We start from the raw sequence: 20,798 nt of genomic DNA, 5'->3' as shown, positions 1-20,798 counted from the left end.
TTGGCTTCCTCCTCCCACGGAACATCCTAACAGGGCAAAATGCCCGCTGTTAGGGCAAGATATGAGGGGTGCGTGTGTACCAGGCGAGAGTGCTGAAAAGCGTCGATTTGACTAACGAGCAGTAGCGCGGTCGGTGAATTCCGCTTCTGCCCGGTCCGCTTTGAAGCTATGGCTGGTTCTACTCTTGCCGTGCTCCAGCGTGTGGTGGCAGGATTGGACCGGAAAGAAATGTCTCAAGCGGCGTCTCACCGAAATGGAGTATCAGATTGAGTGTAGCCTTCACCAAGGAAGACAGTGCTGAAACCGCAGCCGAAACCGTTCTGCCGGATCGGGTGATTTCGCCGCATCCCAATCTGGTGACCGAGGCCGGGCTGAAAGCGCTGGAACAGCAATTGCGGTTGGCGCGCGAGGCCTGTGAGGCCGCCAATGCCGTCGAAGACGTTAATGAAAGACGGCGGCTTTCCGCGAGCCCCCTACGGGACGTTCGCTATTTTGCGGAGCGCATTCGCACCGCCCAGCTCATGCCGGACCCACCTGGAAATGGCATTGTTGCCTTCGGCAGCCTCGTGACCTTCAGCCGCGATGATGGGCGCACGCAACAGTTCCGGATCGTCGGCGAGGATGAGGCCGATCCCGCAACGGGATCAATCTCCTATGTGTCGCCGGTGGCACGGGTGTTGATGGGGAAAGTGGTGGGCGATGTCGTGAGTTTGGGTGGCAGAGAGATTGAAATTGTTGGAATAGGCTAGTCGCCAGCTCAAAAACTGAACCTATGGCCGCCGCGCAGATGTATGATTTGATAGGTTTGGCGCTCGTTACCAATCTATTCCGTCAGAAGGCTGGATGTCTCAGGCTCCGACCTTGTCGGTGAAGCCGCCTGCATCCCCGCTGCGTACGCTCTGCGTCATCGCTGCCATCCGCGTTATCGTATTTTTCAGAAAAAGCCTGAAATCGAGATCGATGAAAGCATAGGCGAGTGCAAGTCCAACATGCGCCATGAAGACAGGATTGAAATTCAGCTCTTCAAATTGGTAGCCGACTATGACCCCAATCGCTGAATAGGCAAAGAAACTGATCTTCCGTTTTCGGAAAACTGCATAGATGGTCGCAAAGGCGCTGAGAATGCAAAATCCAATGCCCGATGCATAAGCGGTGGCCAGAAAGCCATTATGTGGCGTGCCGATTCTCGTCATTTGAGACAATTCGCCATATCGTGCAGTAAAGCCAATACCCAACGGATGGTTGAGCATGACCTGAACGCCGGCGACAATTGTTTCCCACCGTTCCTGTGCGTTATTACTCGTGTTGGTGTCCTCAAGAAAACGCTTCGAAAAAGCTTGTTCGGCAAAATCGAAAGCGCCCAATGGCAAAATGGCGGCGATGCTGAGGGCCAGGAGAGCAAAGCCGAAATATGTACTGAGGAGCATCCGGATTGAAAAATTTCTGACGTAGTAATAGAGCCCTATGATGAGAACCGCAAATATCCCCGACCGGTTAAGCGTGAGAGTAAAGGTCGCCAAGTAGATAATTAAAAATGCCGCAAACAGCGTGGGACGCCTGTGGCGTTCTGCAAGATAGGCCGCCGCCGCACCGGCCAGAGCGAATACCGGTCCCGCGGTGTTCCCCACGGGCCAGATTCCTCCCGCTTTTTCAACGCGCAAAAGTAACGGACTTATTTCACCTTTTGCCGCAGCCTCCAGCACCCCGACTTCATCGAACATGAAAGACAGGCCAAGAGAAGCAAGCCGATCATGAATGACGATATCGAGAAACAAGAGTATCGTCACCGCGATAAAACCGGCGAAAATACTCCAGCAGAACAGCTCAAGAAGATCCTCCTTGAACAGCATATAGGCAAAGAACAGAAAGTAAACGGCGTAGAAATAGGTCATCGCCGTGGTGTAAAATTCGCCATCGCCGCGCTCATCGGCAAAAATAGTCGTAAGAGCGAAAATCACAGTCAGCGGAACCAGATATAACAGGGTGATCGAAGGCGTAAGGCACCGAATGTAAAGCAGTGCGATGACGGGTAAAGTCACCAGCACCAGCATGTCAGTGATGTTGAGAAAGCGCAGGCCGATATTGCTGGTCAAGACATTGCATTGAATGAAAAAACCGATCGAAAAAACAAAGATGGACAGAAAACGAGTGGGAACATTGAATGTTTTTCGAGGGTAGAGCGGCATCGCCATGACGAAGCCTGGTAACGGGAACTGACGCGATGTCAGCCCATTTGCGCGTCGGGTCATTCGCGGCCTGTCTTTCATTGGCGGACCTGGAGTGGCCCTGTTGAGAGGGCGTCATCCCCACGGGATAATAGGGGTGATGACGGTGAATAGTGGTCTTGACGGCATGGCCGCGCAAGACAATTTTTCTGTGTATCTCAGCCGCTCAGATTGCCTTTCGGCAAAGGACCTTCCGTGGCGATGACCCGTTGGATATAAAGTGGTTCATTGGAGCTTGGCGGGCTGGGACCGAAGGCTGGATAGATTTGCAGGTACAGGCCGAAACTGGTGGGGCTAAGGTCGGAATCTATTGCTATCTCGTTGGCGGTGCCCCACATCCAGCCGCTGTTACCGAGGCCATTCACTCCGCCGAACTGGAGGGCCGTGGCGTTGACTGTGCGGGATGTGCCACCGCTTTTCACGACCAGTGCAACAAAGGGTGGGCGTTGCCCCTCGGAATATTTGTAGAGCACCGCAAATGAAACGGTTTTGCCGATCATCGCGACAGCTTCCGAATTACGGAAATAGCGAAGAAGTCCCACTGCTTGGCTACCATTCGCACGCAAGGCGAGGCTATGTGCGAAGGTGGGGGAAAAGGTTACGTCGGCGGCTTTGATAACCGTGCCTGGGGCATTCAAGCTCCAGCCCGTTGGAACGGAGCCTGTCCAATCGGTGAAATCGCCGTTGGCTATGAGATTGGTGGCGGGAAGCTTCGGCCAGCAGGGTGTCTGAAAGCTGCTTTCGGGTGCCGACGCCAGATAACAGCCGAACAAGGTTTGAGCGATGAGCCGAGAGCCGGCGTCGTTCGGATGGATATTGTCACGATAAAGGGTCGCGTCCTTACCTTTTGCTACAAATGCTGCGTGGGTATCCACCAGCGTGAGGTTGGGGTGAGTCCGACCCACATCGAGGATCGCTTGATAGACTTTGTCGTAAGCTGTGTTATCGCGCCAGGGATTTTGCGTGGTGATGAGTTGCGGAGTGTCGGGCCAGTGCCATTCGGTCATACCCAGCGGCCCAAGCAGAGTGGATCGTCCCGAACTCAGGATGCCGCCAGGCGCCTCAAAGCTCTGCATATTATGCCCATGATGCATGATGCACAGGTCGGGACGTGGAATCTTCAGCGCAGCCGCGCGCTGTTCCGCAAGCATGTAACCCGCCGTTCCCCCCGGCAGTGCGGCGAGATAGACCGTGAGCGTTCCGCCAGTGCCGGCGCGCAGTGTCACCGGCTCGGCATAGGCTTTCGGTCCTGTCGGGGCGTTTGTCTGCCATTCCGCCCAGCGGTATACCACCACTTTCATATCGTGCAGCTCGCCAAGCATGACGGCAAATTGCTGGAAAGGTCCGGCTTCGGCATAGGCGGTACTGTCGCCATTCACGAAGATAGTGGCGTCCCGTCCGGTGGTCAGGCGTGCGCGCAAAGGTGAGAGTGCGTTCAGGGAAGGGACGAGGGCGCGGATATTGCCGGGAACGATACCGAGCGACACACCGATCATGCCGGCACCTCTTTCGTTCCCGTCATATATATGCATATGTTATGTTCGAGTACTGTCATCGTTCGTTCTCCTGGTCTGGCCGCATTATAGCGCTGCCGTGATACCGGGGGAAAAACGCAGGAAGCCAAGCGGTGAACAGCATAAGAAATTGAACGTCACGCATTTTTCTTCGAATTATTTTAAAATACAAAAATAGAATATTTTTCTTTTATTTTAAGCGGACCGGATTTTTGATCCGCATGAAGGTTTAGATGTCATTTTTTTCAAGCGTAAGCAAGCATTGTCGTTCTTACACTGAAGCTCATGATCAGGATATGCCCGTCGCCGCCAGGCGTGCTGGGGCCATTTTCGAGCCTCCTGTTCGTGCCCGCGATAAGGGGCAATGGTATGGCGAACGCCCCGCCGCACGACAGGTGATGTCATGACATCCGCTCTTTTTGTCAGCCATACCGGTGAGAAGGGCGGAGCCGAGCTTTTCCTGACGGATCTGGTCAAGGCCGGGCCTCCTTCCTGGCGTGCCTGTTTTCTCAGCGGCGGCGGCGCCGCAGATGATCTTGCGGCCTCAGGGCGGCCACCAGTCATGTTGTCCGCTGGCAAAAAAATGCTGTCGATACGTCGCGATTCATCTGTCGGTGCAATGCTGCGTGGAGCTGCCGACGTGATGGCCGTCGCATGGCAGTTGAGCCGGGAGGCGAAACATTACGATGTCATCTGTGCCAATTCGCAGAAGGCGCTTTTTGTCTGTGCTCTTGCAGCGAAGCTCAGCCGCCGCCCGCTTGTCTGGGTTTTACATGACATTGTCACCGATCCGGCTTTCAGCGCCGCCAATCGCCGCGCTTCGCTGGCATTTGCGCGCCATTTTGCCAGGCTTGTGGCCGTCAATTCACAGGAAACGGGCAGGGCTTTCATTGAGGCGGGCGGCGAAGCGGAAAAAGTCCGCATCGTTTACAATGGCTTCGATCCCGCGAAGGCAGCCATTTATGATCCTGCCAAGGCCGCACGGCTGCGTGCCGAACTGGGCCTTGGTCCTGAGCCCCTCGTCGGGTTGTTCGGCCGGCTGAGCGAATGGAAGGGACAGCATGTTTTTCTGGAGGCGATTGCAGCGATGGATGGTGTTCAGGCCGTTGTCGTTGGCGGAGCGCTTTTCGGGCAGGAGGCCTATGAGGCGCGCATCCGTGACCAGGCATCCCGTCTCGGTCTCGATGGTCGCGTCCGCTTCCTCGGTTTCCGTTCGGATGTTCCTGAACTGATGGCTGCAATGGATGCGGTTGCTCACACCTCGATAGTCGCCGAACCCTTCGGCCGGGTGGTGGTCGAGGCAATGATGTGTGGCCGGCCGGTTGTCGCCACACGCGGTGGCGGGGTTACCGAAATCATTCGGGATGGGGAAACGGGTCTTCTCGTGCCACCGAACGATGCCAGTGCACTTGCCGCAGCACTTGGCTGCATTCTTTCGCATCCGGCTCTGGCAGAAAGGCTGGCGCAGAAGGGGCGGGATGATGTGAGCCAGCGTTTTTCGCTGGAAGAGACCAGCAGAGCGGTTTCCGCGTTGCTGGCGGAAGCGGCGTGAGGCAGTCGATGCGCATTCTCGTAAACATGCCGAGCCAATATGGCGGCAAGGCTTCCGGCGTCGCCCGCGTGACATTCAGCCTGCTGGAGCGGCTTCTGGAGCAAACGCAGGACGACTATATTCTGCGTTCTCCCTGGATGCGGGCGCAACTGCCCGAAAGCCTGCGTGACAGCCGCCTTCAATTGATAGAGACACCGCGGCCGCGCATCATGGTTTTCGATGTGCTGCGTCAGGCCCTGACGTTGCCTGCACTTTGCCGCCGGCACAGGATTGATGTGCTTTTTAATGCCGATCCCTTTGGAAGTCCTCTTGGCAGCAAACGGCGTGTCACGCTTGTTCACGATCTTTATTTCAAGACGATCCCGGAACAGATCGGTTGGCGGGCGACCCTGACGACCGATTTCATTTTTCGCCTTATGATGGCTGGTTCCGATCGAATAAGCTGCGTGTCTGATGCGACACGACGGGACTTGGCGCGCTTTTATCCCTCCGCTGCCGGCAAAAGCCTGACCATTTATTCCGACAGTACCCTGAAGGTTGACCCGGACGCTGTAAACGAGCCCTCGCTGATAGCCGGGCCTTATATACTGGCGGTCGGAAACGCGACGTCCAATAAAAATTTTGCACTGCTCGGCAAGGCTTTTGCGCGGCTTGGCAAGGCGTGGCCGGATTTGCATGTGGTGCATGTGGGCCAGGACGATGCCGAGGAAATCGGCAGTGCGCTGGACGATCCGGAGTTGAAGGCGCGACTGGTCCGGCTCTCTGGCATAGACGACCGGCAACTGGCCGAACTCTATCGACATGCCGCCTGCCTCTGTGTGCCCTCCACCTATGAAGGGTTCTGCCTGCCTGTCTTGGAAGCACAACAGCTGGGATGTCCGGTCGTCTGCTCCAACCGCTCCGCGACGCCGGAGATAGCCGGCAAGGGCGCGCTTACCTTCGACCCCGCCGACGCCGACAGCCTTGTTGCCGCGCTTGACCGGCTTTTCCGGGAACCTGGCCTGGCGGATGATCTTCGCCAGGCGGGTTATGAAAACCGCAAGCTATATTCATGGCAGAAGGCGGCGGAAAGCTATGCGCAGCTTTTCCATAAAAATATCAATTCTCACGGCTTATGACCGAATGCTGCTGCGCAGATCCGCATAGAGCGCTTCATAGGCCGCGACCACCCGCTCGGGGGAGACACCCTGCGAAATTCGCGCCATGGTTTCGGGCGTCTCCACGAGAATTTCGGGATTGCGCATGGCATCGACCATGCGTGCGGCGAGTTCGATTGCCTTGCCCGGTGTAAAAAGACGTTCCGGCCTGTCGTGGCCGATTTGTTCGGCAACCCCGGCGAGATTGGCACCGATGACGGGAACGCTGCGCAGGATAGCCTCGGCGACAGTGCGCCCGAAAGCCTCCGGCCATAAAGGCGGCACAATAAGACAATCTATACCCGCGAAGAAATTATCGGCCTCCACATAACCGGGGAATTCGACGGGAAGGCCTGCGGCCTTCTGCCGATAGGCTTCGATGCCGCCCGGTGCCCGACCCGCCATGACCAGCCGCCAGCCTTGCGGCGGCAGGAGGTGCAGCGCCTCGATCAGCAGATCCGCGCCCTTGGGCGCCTCGATGCGGCCGAGATAGCCAAAAACAATCGGCTCACCGGCCGTGCGGGGCTTGCGCGAACTCCGTGAGACCGGTGGTGCTATGGCGTTCCAGATAACCGCGCGGCGGTTTTCGGGCACATGGGTGAAGAAGCCGGCCTGAACATGGCGGTCGACAATATCGCGGCCGACGCCGGCCACGGCATCGACGGCACATTGGCAACGCCGGTGCAGATAAGAAAAGGTGCGGCATTTCTTGCTGCTGCCATCGCAAATGTGCCCATCGTGAAACAGCGATCCGTTGGTGCACATGCTGGTGAAATCATGCAGGGAATGAACAAGCGGAATGCCTCGCCTGCGGATCATCGGCCAGATCAGCGGCGTCAATTCAGAGAGCGAATGGGTGTTAACGACATCCGGGCGGAAATCATCGATGACACGTGCGAGCCGGTGCACAAGGCGCGGATCCAGTTGCACGGCGGCTTTGTAATATTTGCGCTTCCATCCCGGCTGCTGCTCCCAATCGCCGATGAAAAACGGTGTCGTATGTCCAAGGCGGTGGATGGCGAAACCATCACGCAGCTCCGCAGGCTGTTGTTTCCGGGAAATGGCGGCCACCGCAACCGCATGTCCCTTGTCCGCCAGCCCGCGTGCAAGGTCTTCCACGAATATCTCCGCGCCGCCCACCCGGTCTGGAGAAAATAGAGATGTTACCTGCAATATCCGCATGCCAATTTCCCGCGCCTATTTGGTTCTGCAATTATTTGTTTCGCGCTGTCCGAATATGCACCTCATAGCGGTTACGGTTGCCAAAACGCGGTTTTCACCGCCTCACCCTGCCCGGTCGAGCCTGGCATCATGGGGCCGGCCGAAGATTGTCTACGCCGTCGTCCCTCCCGCTCCACTCCCGGCGGGCGAAGGCAAAGAGTGACAATGGGGGCAAGGAAGACCGCATAGGCCATGGCGAAGCCTGGCACCTGTAACGAAAAATCAAGTGTGGAATGGAGTGCGACAAGCAATAACCCCGCAAGGCCGAGATGGGAGGCGTAACGGTAGCTTTTGCGTTTGCGCGCTCCGCGAATAAAAATAGCGAGGTGAGCAAGCACAAAAAAAGCCGCGTAGAAAGGAAATGCGATGCCGAGTGTCAGCAAGCCTTCGGCATAGACATTATGGGCATGGGTGACGATGGCATCCACGCCGCATTGTGCCATATGATAGGGTGCATAGGTTTCCGCAAAACTTGCAAGGCCTGACCCCCAGGGCCAATTATCGGCGATGGCGCGCATGATGCCCGGCATGTAGCAGAAGCGCATATCGTCTTCCACGCGCGTTTCCATGCGCAGCGCCACCCGACTGGCGAAAAGCGAGAACAGGGCGACGGTGATGGCGAGCATGACTGCCGCCTTGCGTTTAAACCCGCGCCGCCTGCGCCGTGAAGCCGCCGCCTTGCGGCCTGCCCTCAATGGGGAGTTGAAAACGGTGAGAAGAATAAGGAAAAGCAGCGCGGCGAAGCTCGACATGATCCCCGCGCGAGATCCGGTCAGCATCAGGGCGAGAAAGCAAAAGGCGGTGAGGGTGCCGATGAAGGCGGCTTTGCGGATGAGCCGTTTCTGTTCGTCCGGCACCGTCAGGCGGTTTGCCACAAGTGCTCGGATCATCCTCCAGTCAGGCGCCACGAGCCTTTTGTGCAGCAGTACGACGAGGGTGAGAAGGATGAGGCCAAAGAAGGTTGCGGCGGTGTTGCGATTGACGAAAAGACCCGTCAGGCTGCCAAGATAAAAGCGTTTCTGAATAAAGCCGAGCATGTCCGGGAAAAGCAGAAATTGCAGGATCGCCCATAGCGCCAACCAGCCGCCGGCTATTGCAAACCATCGTAGCGCTTTTGCTGCGCGCTCATCGCTATCGAAAATCACAAGGCCGGCCATGAAAGCCCCGAAGGGCAGGGCAGCGCTCAAAAGTCCGAGCTGATCATCCGCCGGGGTGAGAGAGATCGTGGCGGCGGGCACGGCCTGCGCGAACATCGCGGCGGTGGCCCAGGCCGGGTTAGGGGGTGCGATGCCCGGTAAAGGCGATGTTTGCAGCAGGGTCTGGATGATGAGCGCCGCCAGCAAAAAGCAGGCGGCGACCAGCGCTTTGCCGGAACCGCCTTGAGGCGGCCCGAACACCAGAATGGAAGGCACCAGCAGTACATAAATTGCTATGGTGACGACGATGCGGCTTTCGATTTCGGTCGCGCCGCGGTTGAGAAGAGCGAGAAGGAATATTGCCCAGAATGTTACCATTGCGGCCATCCGGAAATAGTCCTGAAACGCGACCGGTCGGGACGGTGAGAGGGACAGCGGTTCTGGTTGGGCTTCGAATGGCGGCATGGTTTTCGGCTTTGTAAGACGTTTGCTGTGACAGTGTCAGGAGCGAATAGGCATTTCGCGCTATTTCGCGGATTTTACCTCATGGCGCCGGCTTGGGCCGTTTCGTGCCGCTTGCCGGCTCCTGGGGACAGGCATCCCGCAAGGTCCAGCGCAGAATTTCACCTTCCTTGCCACAGACGACTGCTGTATCCGCCTCCCTGGCCGCTTCGGCCTGTGGTAGCGTTTCTTTCGGAAATTGCTGCCACATCACGAAGCGTCCGCGTATCAGATTGGCGTCGGCCGGCCCGTAGAGATGGGAAAAATTCATCAGCACGGCGATTTCCAGGGGCGAGGCGTTGCGCAGCGAACGAACCATGGCCAGACGCAGCCAAACATCGCCATTTGCCGGAAAACAAAATAGGGCATGACGAATATAGGTCTCGGCAAACCCAAGGCGCTCAGCGCCGGTCTTAGACGTCACGTCTTTGCCATTTGCGTCGAGATCGGCCAGAACCAGCCGCAGCCCGGCTTTGATGATATCTGAACGGCAGATTCTCTCTGCAACGACGGGGCGAAGTCCGTCGACGGCCGTGGCGAGTAGATCGGGTGCCAGGCCGTTTCTGTCGTCAGCAATTCTCGCCATGGCGACGATATCGGAAAAGCGCCGTGCTTCGGAAAACGCCTGTGCCGCAACCGACAAAACGAAAACGGAAATGATGAGGACCGGCACAACTACCAAGATATTGGGTAGGCGCATCAGGCCGTCCCGCCTAGTCATGGTAATATCTGGTGTAGCGCGAATGATAATATTCGCTCGAACCATACGCCCGGTAGAGCTTCAGCTTTTCAGTGTCGACCTTGTTGAGAATGACGCCGAGGCATTTCTTGCGGATATGGACTTCGTTTTCGATGGTATTACGGACCGCCCTGCGGGCGGTCTTGCCCCATTCGGTAACAAAAACGAAGCCGTCTATCCGGCTGGCCATCGCGCGGGCGTCGACAACCGGCCCGAGCGGCGGCAGATCGACAATGATGTAATCGAAGACGCTGCCGGCCTCGGCTAGTAATTTGTGCATTTGTGGCGATGTCAGCAGCTCGGAAGAATGCGGTACGCGTTGCTTGACGACGGTCGGGAGGAAAGCGAGCCGGGTTTTTTCGTCGTGTAGAAGGACATCGCGAATATTGCGGCCTTCCAGCAGCACTTCGAGCAGGCCTTCGGTGGCGTGACGCGCCAGGGCACGTGTGGCGCCCGGATTACGAATATCGGCATCCAGCAGCAGAACCCGCGCACCTTGGCCAGCCAGAAGCTGCGCCAGATTGATGGAGATCGTCGATTTCCCCTCGCTGGGCAAAGCCGATACGACGCCGACCACCCTTGCGCCGTGTTTCGAGGCAATGCCGAGATCCATGGCAAGCCGCGTGCTGCGCAGCGTTTCGGCGAAAGATGAAAGCGGGTGGTCGACAGCGTAGCGGGCGACGCTTGAGGGGCGTGTGGCGCTGGATGCATCACCCTGATCCTTCAGGGTATCCGCGCCCGGCTTGCCCTGGACGAGCGGCGTGTTGCCGAGGAACTCCAGACCGAGAACGTCGCGAACCTGCTCTCCCGTGCGGAAGAAGCGGTCGCGGAATTCGCGGAACACAGCGATACCGCCGCCGGCTGCAGCCCCCATGATCATGAACAGCGCCAGAATCATGGTTTTGTTCGGCTTGCTCGGCGTATAAGGCGGCATGGCCTTGGAAATAACGCGTGCTTCCGTCACGGGGAAGGACTGTTGCTGCATCGCTTCCTGATAACGCTGCAGGAAAGTCTGATACATGTTCTTGTAGGTTTCCGCCTCACGCTGCAATTCGCGAAGCTGAACCTGGGTCTGGCTGGCGGAGGTGCTGACATTGGTTGCCTTGGCAACACTTTCCGCGAGAGATTTTTCCCGCGCTTCCGAGACCTCGAGATCGCTTTTGTAACTCTGCGCGATTCGGCTGATTTCCTGGAACATCAGCCGGCGATATTCCTGCATCTCGTTGCGCAGGCGCACCGCCTGAACATGGTTGCTGCCGAGCCGGCTGGTGATTTCCGCTTCAAGCTTTGAGGATTCGAGATATTTTTTGCGCAGGTCGTTTGCAACCGCGCTGTCGAGAATATCGGTGACGACCGCATCAACATCATCGGTGGCGAGGATATATTCGATACGTTGCACCCGCGCCCGCGCCCGCGCCGTATCCGACTGCGCCAGTATCAGCGCGCTGTTGGACGCCGCCAGTTGTTGATCAGAGAGCAGGCCGCTGGTGCCGGTCTCGATCAGGTTGTGTTCGGCGCGAAATTTCTGCACGGCCAGATCGGTTTCAAGGGCGCGCTGGCGCAACTCGGCGATGCGATCGGACAACCAGTCGCTGGCCCGCTTCGTCGCCTCATATTTGGAGTTTAGCTTGTCGACCAGATAGGCCGACGCCACCGCGTTGACGATCTGTGCGGCGAGAACCGGCGAGGTTGAATTGTAGGTCAGTTCCAGTGCGTAGGTTCGGCCAATGCGTTTGACACTGAGGCCCTGAAGCAGCCTGTCAGACAGCGATCTTTTCAGGGTTCCATCGTCAATCACCGTCTCTTTCTTGACGGGTGAGAACCATTGCGACACGTTGACCAGCGAACGGACGGTGCTGAATATCGAGCTCAGAAGCGATGCACGTGTTGCCCTGAATTCCTGGTTTTCCGTCAGGTTGAGACTGTCGACGACAGCGAGACCGATGGTTTCCGATTGCAGGACTTCGACCTGGCTGAGAATCGACGCTTCGTCCTCGATGACGCCGCCGATTGTCGAAAGCTGCTCGACGATCTGACTGTTGTTGCGGTCAATCAGGAGAGTTGCCGTGGCGGAATAGATTGGAACGGCCGTTGCGGCAAAGGCGAGACCAATTGCCCCGGCAACGACGATCGCGGCAAGGACGATGCGCCATTGCCGACGGATCATCGCAAGGGCGGCGTCGATATCGATAAAGTCGGCTGTAAGTCCGCTTTTATCGTAATCGGTCATCGTCAGGGGATCGTGCCTTTGCAACAACTGTCAGCCTCGCTCTTTATGGCGGGCGCAGCGCCCGCCAAGTCTCGGTTGCATCGTGGAACAGGCGGCCGCCATCTCCGAAGGAAAGGGCGGCAAAGCCAGGCTCAAACGGGACTTGTGCTCGTTGGCGTGCTGGTGCTGCCGGTTGAAACCGTTATGGACAGCAGAGTGCTCGTGCCACCGGTCGTTGTTGTTCCGCTTCCGCCACCGCCGACGGGGGCTGCTCCACCGCCCGCCTGGATCGTCCCGCCATCGGCACCCGTATCCCCTGAGCCACCAATGCTGTTGGCGCTTGCAGGTGAGGAACCGGCGCCGCCAATCGGGGAAGCGGCTGCGGCGGCAGCTGCGGGTGCAGCCGGGCCGGCGGCCGTTCCCTGAACGTTTTCGCTAAAGGCGATCAGAAGATCGGGGGGCACGCCGGTGCCCTTCGTCTGCAACTGTATGGCGGCGGCAAGTATCGTGTCGCCCCTTTGCATCGCTGTGGAATAAGCGAGTGCGAGACCTTCGCCGACAACTTCGGAGAAGTCCTTGTTGGCGACCTTCTGGGCCAGCGCAACGATGGTGGGCAACTGACTGGAATCACTCAGAACCAGCGCAGAAAGCTGTTCGGAGAATTGTGCGGCGCTGGTGGAAACGGCGATGATGGGAAACCCGCTCGTCACCTCTCCTGCCACGTCGGCGGTCGCCGCATCGGTGCTGGATGCGATGGTGATGAGATCTTTGATCGTTCCGGGCGCGGGAGACTGCTTGAACAATTCTGCGGCGGAAACAGCGACGGTACCGGGATTGGTGCTATGAACACGTGTCAGAAATGCGGCGTTGGTTTCATCTGCGGCTTTGACGGGAGCGCCTGTCGCTGCGCTTTCAACCGGTGGCGTCTGCTGCTGAGCAGCCGGAGGCGCGGTTTCGACCGTCTGGGCATTGGCAGATGCAGAAAAAAGGCCGATGCTGGTAACCAATATCGCACCAGCGAGCGTCGAGCCGTTACGAAGGCGAGACATTCCAACTCTCCAAATTTTTAAAATACGAACTTAAGTATGCGCAATGTTGAACAGAGTTATCCAACATTTAAAATTTCTTCTTAAATCGCACAGCCCAAGCAAACGATCAAGTGTTAAAATGCGCGCTGGATGGCAAGCTGTAGCTATCCTTAATGACCAGGTAGCTTTGATTTCGTTTGAAGGGCTTATGATACGGCGATCTTCGTTCGAGGTGCTATGATCCTGTCACGAAGCCATGCTGTCGTCGGCATTTCGACGAAGCGGTGAAAGGCGTGGGCGATCGCGATTGTGCTGACGACAACGGCAAGGTAGACGCCATTGTTCCACGCCTGCGGGAGTGCCAAGGCTCCCAAAGCCCCCTTGAACCCGAGAAAAATGAATGGGTGCAGCAGGTAAAGCGCATAGGAGGAATCTCCGAGCGCTGCAAAAGGCTGCGCGACGCGCGGCAGAGTGATCCCCCTCGTCAGGGTGGCGGCGACCATAAGCAGAATAGCGCCGCCGCCCAGAACGAACAGCCTGGGAAATGAATAGAAGCCCGGATTACCGTAGGATTCGAACATGCTCAGGTCTACGAATGCCCAGATCGCCAGGCCGGACATAGCTGCCGCAAAACCAATCACAGCCGGCAAGCGCAGGCCGCGCAGGAACAACACGGCCAGCACCATTCCCGCGACGAATTCGAGAACGATAGGCTGAAGCCAAAAACTGAAAGGCAGGGCTAAATCAAAAACGGCGCCGATCAGGACGCCGGCGGAAAGGGTGCCGGCTGTCGCCCAAACGGCGCGTTCCAGCGGCAGGACAATGAAGAATGCGAACACGACATAAAAAAACATCTCGTAGTTCAGCGTCCAGCCAAGATCCAGAATTGGGAATGGATAGGCGTCACCGTAACCCATGCTGTCATGCGGAATGAAGAAATAGGACGTGAGGATTGCCTGCAATGACGGGAACGCCTTGACGCCGAGAAAGGCCGCCGCTGCCAGCGCCACCAGCCGCAGCGTGAGCGCGAACCAGTAAAGGGGAAGAATGCGGATAAGCCTTCGCAGGAAAAAGGCCGATCGTCCGCCGGGCGTGGCGAAATAGGGTCTTGAGGCATAAACGATGACGAAGCCGGAAATAACGAAGAACAGATCGACGCCAGCCCCGAGTTTCGTGGTGGGGAGGGGAAAAAGAGAAAATTCCCAATTGGCATGGGCGTGTAGCGCAACAATCATCGCTGCTGCTGCTGCGCGCAGGATCTGAAGCACGTCCAGACGTTGTGAACCGATGGCTGGCGGTTTTTTTGATGTTTGCGCTATCATTTCCATCTACAAAAAATATATTTAATAATATCTGGCCGCTCGTTCGTGCAGTCTGTATTTCCGCATTTCACAGCATGCAGCCGACCGAGGCAATGCATAAAACCGAGGGGTGGAATTCCGGTTTTATATCACTCAAAACACTTCCAGAACCGTGAGCTGATCGCTAGCGGGAAGCTTATATTGCCCCCCTTCCTGCACAATGGCGTGCTGGCTAACGGACCCATCATCGTGGAACCGGTGTGCGATGACCTGGCTATGTGTGCCTGTTACCGAAAAAGCCGTGGGACGTTCAACAGGCGGATTCTCAATCCGCGCCGGCCATTGCCAGCCCCGGACAGCAAGCCACACCGGCACGAGTAAAGCGCCATCTGGTCTCGCCAGCCGCAGCGATACTCTTTGGGTATCGCTCTGGAGGAAATCGATGCGGCGTTCAGCCGGTGCCGTCTGCCGCTTTGCCCTGCAAAGCGAAAGCAGGGCACGGACGGCCTCGTAAGCCGGCGTACGGCTCAGGTCATGCCGTAACAGGCCAAACGATGTTTCGGGGTTGGTCTCATCGTCAGCGAAACTGGAGACCATCTCGTAAATATAGGACCGGCGGATACCGCTGATGAAACACCATAAGAGCGTGCGCGGCATATAACGCGCCTTGATGCCTTCGGTGACAGGGAAATGGAAGCTCTTGGTCTTCAGCGAGGTGTGGTATCCGATCTCCGTGGCCAGTATCGGCCGGCGTGCCGCTATGGGTGCCGACGCCGTCACGAATTTTGAAAGCTGCCCTGGCCCGGTTGTTTCGGGATGCTCCATGCCGGCATAGGGGTGAATATTGCCGAAATCGCACGTCTCCTCAAGATTGAGCGCCAGCGGTATGTTCGTCTGGATATAGCTCGGTGCGACAATGCCGATGGCGCTCAGGCGCGGATTGGAGCGGGCCGTTTCGTAAAGTGCTGCCTGATGCTGCGCCGAGCGGCGTGGCGCATTCTGGGGATCCTTCGTTAAAACAGGTTCGTTGCTGCCCTCGAAAAGTTCGACGCCGCCATCGCACCAGTCGTAGAAATCCGCGATCCTGTCTAGCGGCGTGGAGACGTAAGGATTGAGATCATCGTAACAGATGATGGTGAGACGAATATCCGCCGCCACGATCTGGCGCAGGCGCTGGAATGCGGGGCTGTTGCGGCGGTCTGAAGCGGTTATCAGGCCCTCGTCACGCAGGTGGCGCACTCCAAGGGCTTCCATTTCCGGCAGGATATGTTCGAAACGTTCCGGATAGACGCCCTTCGTACGGGCAAAATGGCCACACACGCCTACACTGTCCAGAAATGCTTCCGTGTCGGCAGAAACGACGGGCTGAGCCTGCGCGGTTGTGGAACGCAGGCCCGCAGCCGCGACCAATGCCGCAGGTGCGACGGAAAGAAGACCACGCCGTGTCAGGCGGCCCATGGCAACCGGCAGTTTTCCGTTCATCTGCGTCTCCTGGCAATCCGGGCGAAAGTCTAGCGTAGCCGCCATAGGGCGGGGCGACGCTGGCTTAAATGGCAGCAAAGCCTGTCAAAATGTCAGAATGTCCTGGAAGCTTTTGGCATTTTCCGTCGCAATCAAATCCATGGTTCTGAAATGAAATAAATATAAAAAGCAGTAGTATCAAAATCTGGCACGGCGAAAGTTTCCCGCCTATGCCTGAACGTCTCTCATAAAAAGAAGCTAACACGAGACCTGTTCTTTTCGCAACACGGGATGGCTTTTGCCGCGCCGCGAAAAAAATGACTTGAAATGGCGTCGATTACCGTGCTCTTTAAAAGCAGATTTTTGGTTATTCATATTTTCAGACGTTAGATCCGTTCCGGCTTTTTGTTTTTCTACATGCCCGTTTGTTCTCGAAAGTTCGGGTATATGGGCGAGGCCGGGGTGGATACATAAATTTTCGATGAAGGAAAATAGAGCGTATCCGCATGCGAATTCTCCATCTCAGCAGCCTTTATCCGCCGCATATTGTTGGTGGATGCGAACGCTCGGTCGAACATCTGGCCGAGGAACTCGTCTCCATGGGACATGAGGTCGGTGCCGCCTGCATAGAGCGGCAGGCCGAACCAAAAACCGTGCGCAACGGCGTCAGCGTTTATCGGATGTTCCACAACAACGATTTCTGGCTTGAGGACTGGCCGCAATATTCGCCGCAGCAAAGGCGGATGCAGAAGCTCAAGCAGCAATGGAATTTCGATGTCGAGAAGCAGTTTGAGGCTGTACTCGACGATTTCAGGCCCGATGTTCTCAACACCCATTCCTTGCTTGACGTCACGACACTGGTATGGCGGGCGGCTCATAAGCGCGGCATTCCGATCGTTCACACGATCTGCGAATATGACCTTCTGTGTGGCAACGCTGCGATGTTCAAGGGCGGCAAGCCGTGCGAGCACATTCATCTTGGCTGTCAGGTGGTGAATTTCACCAAGAAATTCACGCAGCGTTATATTGGCGCGGTTGCAAGCGTCGGTACGGAAATCCTCAAGACGCACGTCAATCACGGGTTGTTCCATCACATTCCGGAAAGCCTGCGCCGCGTCATCTTTTATTCCTGCACGGTTCCGGAGGGCGATCCTGTAGCGCGCCGGCAGATCGACCGGGCCGACCGGCCGCTGACCTTCGGCTATATTGGCCGCATCAATACGGAAAAGGGCGTCGGCAACATGGTCGATGCTTTCAGGCAAGTCGGCCACGGCAACTGGCGCTGTCTGGTTGCCGGCCAGGCGATGGACGATTCCATCGAGCGGTTCAAGGCTCAGGCCGGTGATCTGCCGATCGAGTTCATCGGCTGGGCGAAGCCGAAGGAATTTTTCGAAGAGATCGATGTTCTTATCGTCCCATCCTTCTGGGCCGAGCCTTCGCCACGCACGATCTACGAGGCTTATGCCATGGGCGTGCCGGTCATCGGCGCAGCCTCCGGCGGTATTCCTGAACTTATCGGCGAGACCAATCACGACTGGCTGTTCGAACCGGGCAACGCCACCGACCTTGCCGCGCGCATTCGTCGGGTTTTGACGCTTTCACGCGAGGAATTGCCGACGGAGGCCGATTTCGGAAACATCGTCGAGGAATCCACCTCGCGCCGTGTCGGCGAGAACTACGTGAAGCTCTACGAGGACGTTTTGGCAAAGCAGAGTGAGAACAGGACGTTGCGCGCATCGTAGGCGAGTTCGGGCTTTTCCCTGACCGGATTTCTTGGAAGGAAATGACACATGGCAGAAGGCAAGGCCGGTAAAGTCCATTTTCTGATGCCGGATTTCCGTCGTTCTCCTGCCGAAAAAGGTGCGTCCTGTATCCCGCAAGGCCGAAGCCATGGTTTCACAAAATCGGGAATGGATTTGGGCAGGTCCGGCATGACATGCCGCGACCGAGGAAGACCGGCGGTGAATTGATGGCAAGCTCAGACTCGATAGGCAATGCTGCCGTGACAGGAGTTTTCTGGTCCATTGTCCAGAACTGGGGTGGAAAGCTTTTCACCTCCATCCTCTTCATCGTTCTCGCCCGTTTCCTCAGCCCCACGGATTACGGCATGGTCGCCACGGCCGGTCTGGTTCTGATGCTGATCCAGATGCTGTCGGAATTCGGATTTGCGGATGCGATTGTGCAGAAACGCGATCTGGAGCCCAGTGACGTCAATCTGCCGTTCTATGTTTCGGTCGCGGTTGCGACGCTGCTGGCCGCTACTGTTTGCGTGTTCTCGCCTGAGCTGGAAAGCTGGTTCGAGGTGGATGGATTGGCGCCAATCATCGTGGCGATCTGCATATTGCTGCCGCTGAATACAGCCTCCCTTTTTCAGGAGGTGAACTATCGGCGTGCGCTCGCCTTCAAACCGCTGGCGATCAGAACCTTCATATCGAATATTATTGGCGGTGCTTTTGCGATTATTTTCGCAATTACCGGCCTCGGCGTCTGGAGCCTTGTCGTTCAAGGATATGTCGCGACTGTCGTTAACCTCGTCTGGCTCTGGCGAAAACCCTACTGGGTTCCGGGTGTTACCCTCAAGCCGGATACTTTCATCGGGTTGCTTCGTTTCGGTTCGTCGGCGCTCGGCTTGCGCATCGTGGAGTTCGGGTCGACGCGCCTGATCGACTTTCTCATTCTCGGACGATACGGCGTGGCGGCCTTCGGGCTCTACACCGTTGGCAGCCGCCTCTATCAACTTATGATGCAATTGCTTCAGTCGGCGCTTTATGACGTGTCCCTGACGGTGCTTTCCCGTGTATCGCACGAGCGGGAGCGAATGGCGGAGCTTTACAAGCAGCTGATTGCCATATCTGCAATCGTCTCGACACCGGCCTTCGTGCTTTTCGCCGCATTGGCACCGGAGATCTGCCGTGTCCTGTTCGGGGCGCAATGGCAGGGCGCGGATCAGATCGCACGGCCCCTGCTTCTTCTTGGTGCCTTGCAATGTGTGCAGTTTCAGAACGGCCCGTTTCTCTCCGCGCGCGGAAGTCCGAACAAGGTGCTGATTGCCGGTACCGTCAAGTCGGTCGCGACAATTCTCATGATCCTGCTGATACCGACAGACAGTATCGGTGAACTCGTCATCGTCTATGTTTTTGGGCAACTCGCCTCCACGCCCTTCACTTTCTTTTTTGTCTCGCGCGAACTGAATGTCCCGCTCCGGCGCATCGCTCTTGTATTGCTGCCGAGTTTTGCCTCCAGCGGTCTGTGCTTTGCGCTGGTTCAGTGGATGCGACCTGAAATCGCCGGGCTGGGCCTTGGCGATTTTCTGTCCGGCATCCTGCTCGGATCCACGTTCGTCGTCACTTATTTCCTGCTCATGGCGACGGTTGCCCGCACACAGGCGCGATCGGCGCTGATGTTCGTCATGAGCAAGGTGCTCTCACGGAAGGAAGCGCATGCGTAAACTCGTAAAAAAGATCCTCCCCGCACCGCTGCACCGTGAATGGGTCAAGTACAACGAACGCCGCAACAGGGAGCCGACTATAGACGAGTTCTTCAAGGCCCTGCAGAAAGAGAAGCGTAAGCTGCGGTTTGCACGCCCTGCGAGCACCGTTCTGAAGCGCCTTTTGATCGTGGCCTGCGATCCCAGAACCGTCTTCGGTTCCATCGGCGATGATGCGATGATCACTGCGGTGGTGCAACACGCGCGGGCCATAAATGATCGCGTCGAAGTCGATGTCGTCGTCAACGGATTGGAATGTGCCGATGTTCTAAGCGCACGTGGTTTTGTTCCAGTCGATATTTTCGGAAGGCCTGATTTCGTCGGTGCCCTGCAGCAGCAATTCAAGACAAGAAAATATGATTGTGTGGTTGTCGTCGGCGCTGACGTCATGGACGGCTATTACAATGCCCTGGTGAGTGCGAAACTGCTGGCTGCCGCGGATTTGGCGGCAGCGGCAGGAATAAAAAACGTCATCCTGGGCTTCAGTTTCAACGAAACGCCTCACCCCGCTCTTTCGATGTTTTATAGCGCGCTTCATCCTGACGTCGCGATTAATGTACGTGACCCGGTGTCCCTTGGCCGGCTTAAATCCTTCGCCAGGACACATGCGGCGCTGGTGGCCGATTCAGCCTTCAGCCTCGTTTCTTCGGAGCCTGACGAGGACACGAGCGCCTGGATCGCGCAAAAACGTGCAGAGGGCTACAGGGTTATGGGGTTCAACCTGCACCCGATGCTGTTCAAGGATGCGGATCGCAACCAGATTGACACGATCATCGCGCGCGGCGCTGAAGCGTTGCGGTTTGTGGCTGATGAACGGCCGGTATGCTGGCTGCTTATTCCGCATGACTACCGGGAGGGTTTTGGCGACCAGTTCTGCCTTCAGGCCATTTCTGGGCTCGTGCCCGCTTCACTGGCTGATCGGGTTCGATATCTGGATGGCCAATGGTCGGCCCCGGTCCTCAAGGGCATCGCCGGCAAGCTTGACGGAATTGTCAGCGGCCGAATGCATCTTGCCATAGCCGGGCTTGGCAAAGGCGTTCCCGTCACATGCGTCGCTTATCAAGGCAAGTTCGAGGGGCTCTATCAGCATTTTGGTTTAGCCGCATCCGAATTGCTGTCGCCATCCGCTTTTTATACGGATCAGGGCCTCAAGGATGCCCTGCTGCAATTCGTCGATCAGGCTGACGACATTCGTGAACGCGTGAGGCAGAAATTGCCGGAGGTACTTGGCCTGTCAAAAAACAATTTTCAATTATTCGAAACTTTTTCCAAGAGTGTTGATCGATAG

General features: G+C 57.0%; 16 protein-coding genes. 7 read left to right on the top strand and 9 right to left on the bottom strand.

Annotation, left to right across the window (positions count from 1 at the left end; all coding sequences use genetic code 11):
• The first annotated feature begins 266 nt into the window (after positions 1-266).
• Positions 267-749, top strand: a complete 483-nt coding sequence (gene greA / locus FY152_17135) for a transcription elongation factor GreA (protein ID UXS33892.1) — start codon at positions 267-269, stop codon at positions 747-749.
• 99 nt (positions 750-848) lie between these two features.
• Here the strand turns inward: greA and FY152_17130 are convergent, their stop codons facing one another.
• Positions 849-2,249 carry an O-antigen ligase family protein gene (locus tag FY152_17130; GenBank protein ID UXS33891.1) on the bottom strand — a complete coding sequence of 467 codons (1,401 nt, stop codon included), beginning with the start codon at positions 2,247-2,249 and terminating at the stop codon, positions 849-851.
• Between the two features lie 134 nt (positions 2,250-2,383).
• Complete coding sequence (locus FY152_17125; protein ID UXS33890.1) at positions 2,384-3,721, bottom strand: SGNH/GDSL hydrolase family protein; 1,338 nt, start codon at positions 3,719-3,721, stop codon at positions 2,384-2,386.
• Between the two features lie 421 nt (positions 3,722-4,142).
• Here FY152_17125 and FY152_17120 point away from each other — a divergent pair, with 421 nt between their 5' ends.
• Positions 4,143-5,291, top strand: a complete 1,149-nt coding sequence (locus tag FY152_17120; protein UXS33889.1) for a glycosyltransferase family 4 protein — start codon at positions 4,143-4,145, stop codon at positions 5,289-5,291.
• A gap of 8 nt (positions 5,292-5,299) precedes the next feature.
• Positions 5,300-6,409 carry a glycosyltransferase family 4 protein gene (locus tag FY152_17115; protein ID UXS33888.1) on the top strand — a complete coding sequence of 370 codons (1,110 nt, stop codon included), beginning with the start codon at positions 5,300-5,302 and terminating at the stop codon, positions 6,407-6,409.
• On the opposite strand, the gene FY152_17110 is transcribed toward FY152_17115, so the two are convergent.
• The 7 genes from FY152_17110 to FY152_17080 all read right to left on the bottom strand — a co-directional run bounded on the left by FY152_17110 (position 6,404) and on the right by FY152_17080 (position 16,044).
• A complete protein-coding gene (locus FY152_17110; GenBank protein ID UXS33887.1) occupies positions 6,404-7,609 on the bottom strand; it encodes a glycosyltransferase family 4 protein in 1,206 nt (401 codons plus the stop codon). The genes FY152_17115 and FY152_17110 overlap by 6 nt on opposite strands.
• A gap of 71 nt (positions 7,610-7,680) precedes the next feature.
• Positions 7,681-8,886 (bottom strand): O-antigen ligase domain-containing protein, encoded by a 1,206-nt coding sequence (locus FY152_17105; GenBank protein UXS35089.1) that lies wholly within the window; start codon positions 8,884-8,886, stop codon positions 7,681-7,683.
• Between the two features lie 442 nt (positions 8,887-9,328).
• The gene (locus FY152_17100) at positions 9,329-9,985 is read right to left on the bottom strand and encodes a hypothetical protein (GenBank protein ID UXS33886.1); all 657 of its coding nucleotides are present in this window, start codon (positions 9,983-9,985) and stop codon (positions 9,329-9,331) included.
• 13 nt (positions 9,986-9,998) lie between these two features.
• Positions 9,999-12,254, bottom strand: a complete 2,256-nt coding sequence (locus FY152_17095; protein UXS33885.1) for a polysaccharide biosynthesis tyrosine autokinase — start codon at positions 12,252-12,254, stop codon at positions 9,999-10,001.
• A gap of 131 nt (positions 12,255-12,385) precedes the next feature.
• On the bottom strand, positions 12,386-13,282 hold the full coding sequence (locus tag FY152_17090; GenBank protein UXS33884.1) for a hypothetical protein: 897 nt from the start codon (positions 13,280-13,282) through the stop codon (positions 12,386-12,388).
• A 185-nt stretch (positions 13,283-13,467) separates the two neighbouring features.
• On the bottom strand, positions 13,468-14,589 hold the full coding sequence (locus tag FY152_17085; protein ID UXS33883.1) for an acyltransferase: 1,122 nt from the start codon (positions 14,587-14,589) through the stop codon (positions 13,468-13,470).
• A gap of 126 nt (positions 14,590-14,715) precedes the next feature.
• Positions 14,716-16,044 carry a hypothetical protein gene (locus tag FY152_17080; protein UXS33882.1) on the bottom strand — a complete coding sequence of 443 codons (1,329 nt, stop codon included), beginning with the start codon at positions 16,042-16,044 and terminating at the stop codon, positions 14,716-14,718.
• Positions 16,045-16,529: 485 nt separating this feature from the next.
• On the opposite strand from FY152_17080, the gene FY152_17075 reads away from it, so the two are divergent.
• The 4 genes from FY152_17075 to FY152_17060 are packed head-to-tail and all read left to right on the top strand — an operon-like array spanning position 16,530 to position 20,798.
• The gene (locus tag FY152_17075; protein ID UXS33881.1) at positions 16,530-17,765 is read left to right on the top strand and encodes a glycosyltransferase family 4 protein; all 1,236 of its coding nucleotides are present in this window, start codon (positions 16,530-16,532) and stop codon (positions 17,763-17,765) included.
• 48 nt (positions 17,766-17,813) lie between these two features.
• On the top strand, positions 17,814-17,993 hold the full coding sequence (locus FY152_17070) for a hypothetical protein (GenBank protein UXS33880.1): 180 nt from the start codon (positions 17,814-17,816) through the stop codon (positions 17,991-17,993).
• The gene (locus tag FY152_17065) at positions 17,993-19,471 is read left to right on the top strand and encodes a lipopolysaccharide biosynthesis protein (GenBank protein ID UXS33879.1); all 1,479 of its coding nucleotides are present in this window, start codon (positions 17,993-17,995) and stop codon (positions 19,469-19,471) included. Before FY152_17070 ends, FY152_17065 begins: the two co-directional genes overlap by 1 nt.
• Complete coding sequence (locus FY152_17060; GenBank protein ID UXS33878.1) at positions 19,464-20,798, top strand: hypothetical protein; 1,335 nt, start codon at positions 19,464-19,466, stop codon at positions 20,796-20,798. Before FY152_17065 ends, FY152_17060 begins: the two co-directional genes overlap by 8 nt.

It is taken from the genome of Agrobacterium tumefaciens (assembly GCA_025560025.1).
In the GTDB taxonomy this organism is placed as follows: domain Bacteria; phylum Pseudomonadota; class Alphaproteobacteria; order Rhizobiales; family Rhizobiaceae; genus Agrobacterium.
The sequence above is the reverse complement of the archived record's forward strand: the minus strand, read 5'-3'. Positions and strand labels throughout refer to the sequence as shown.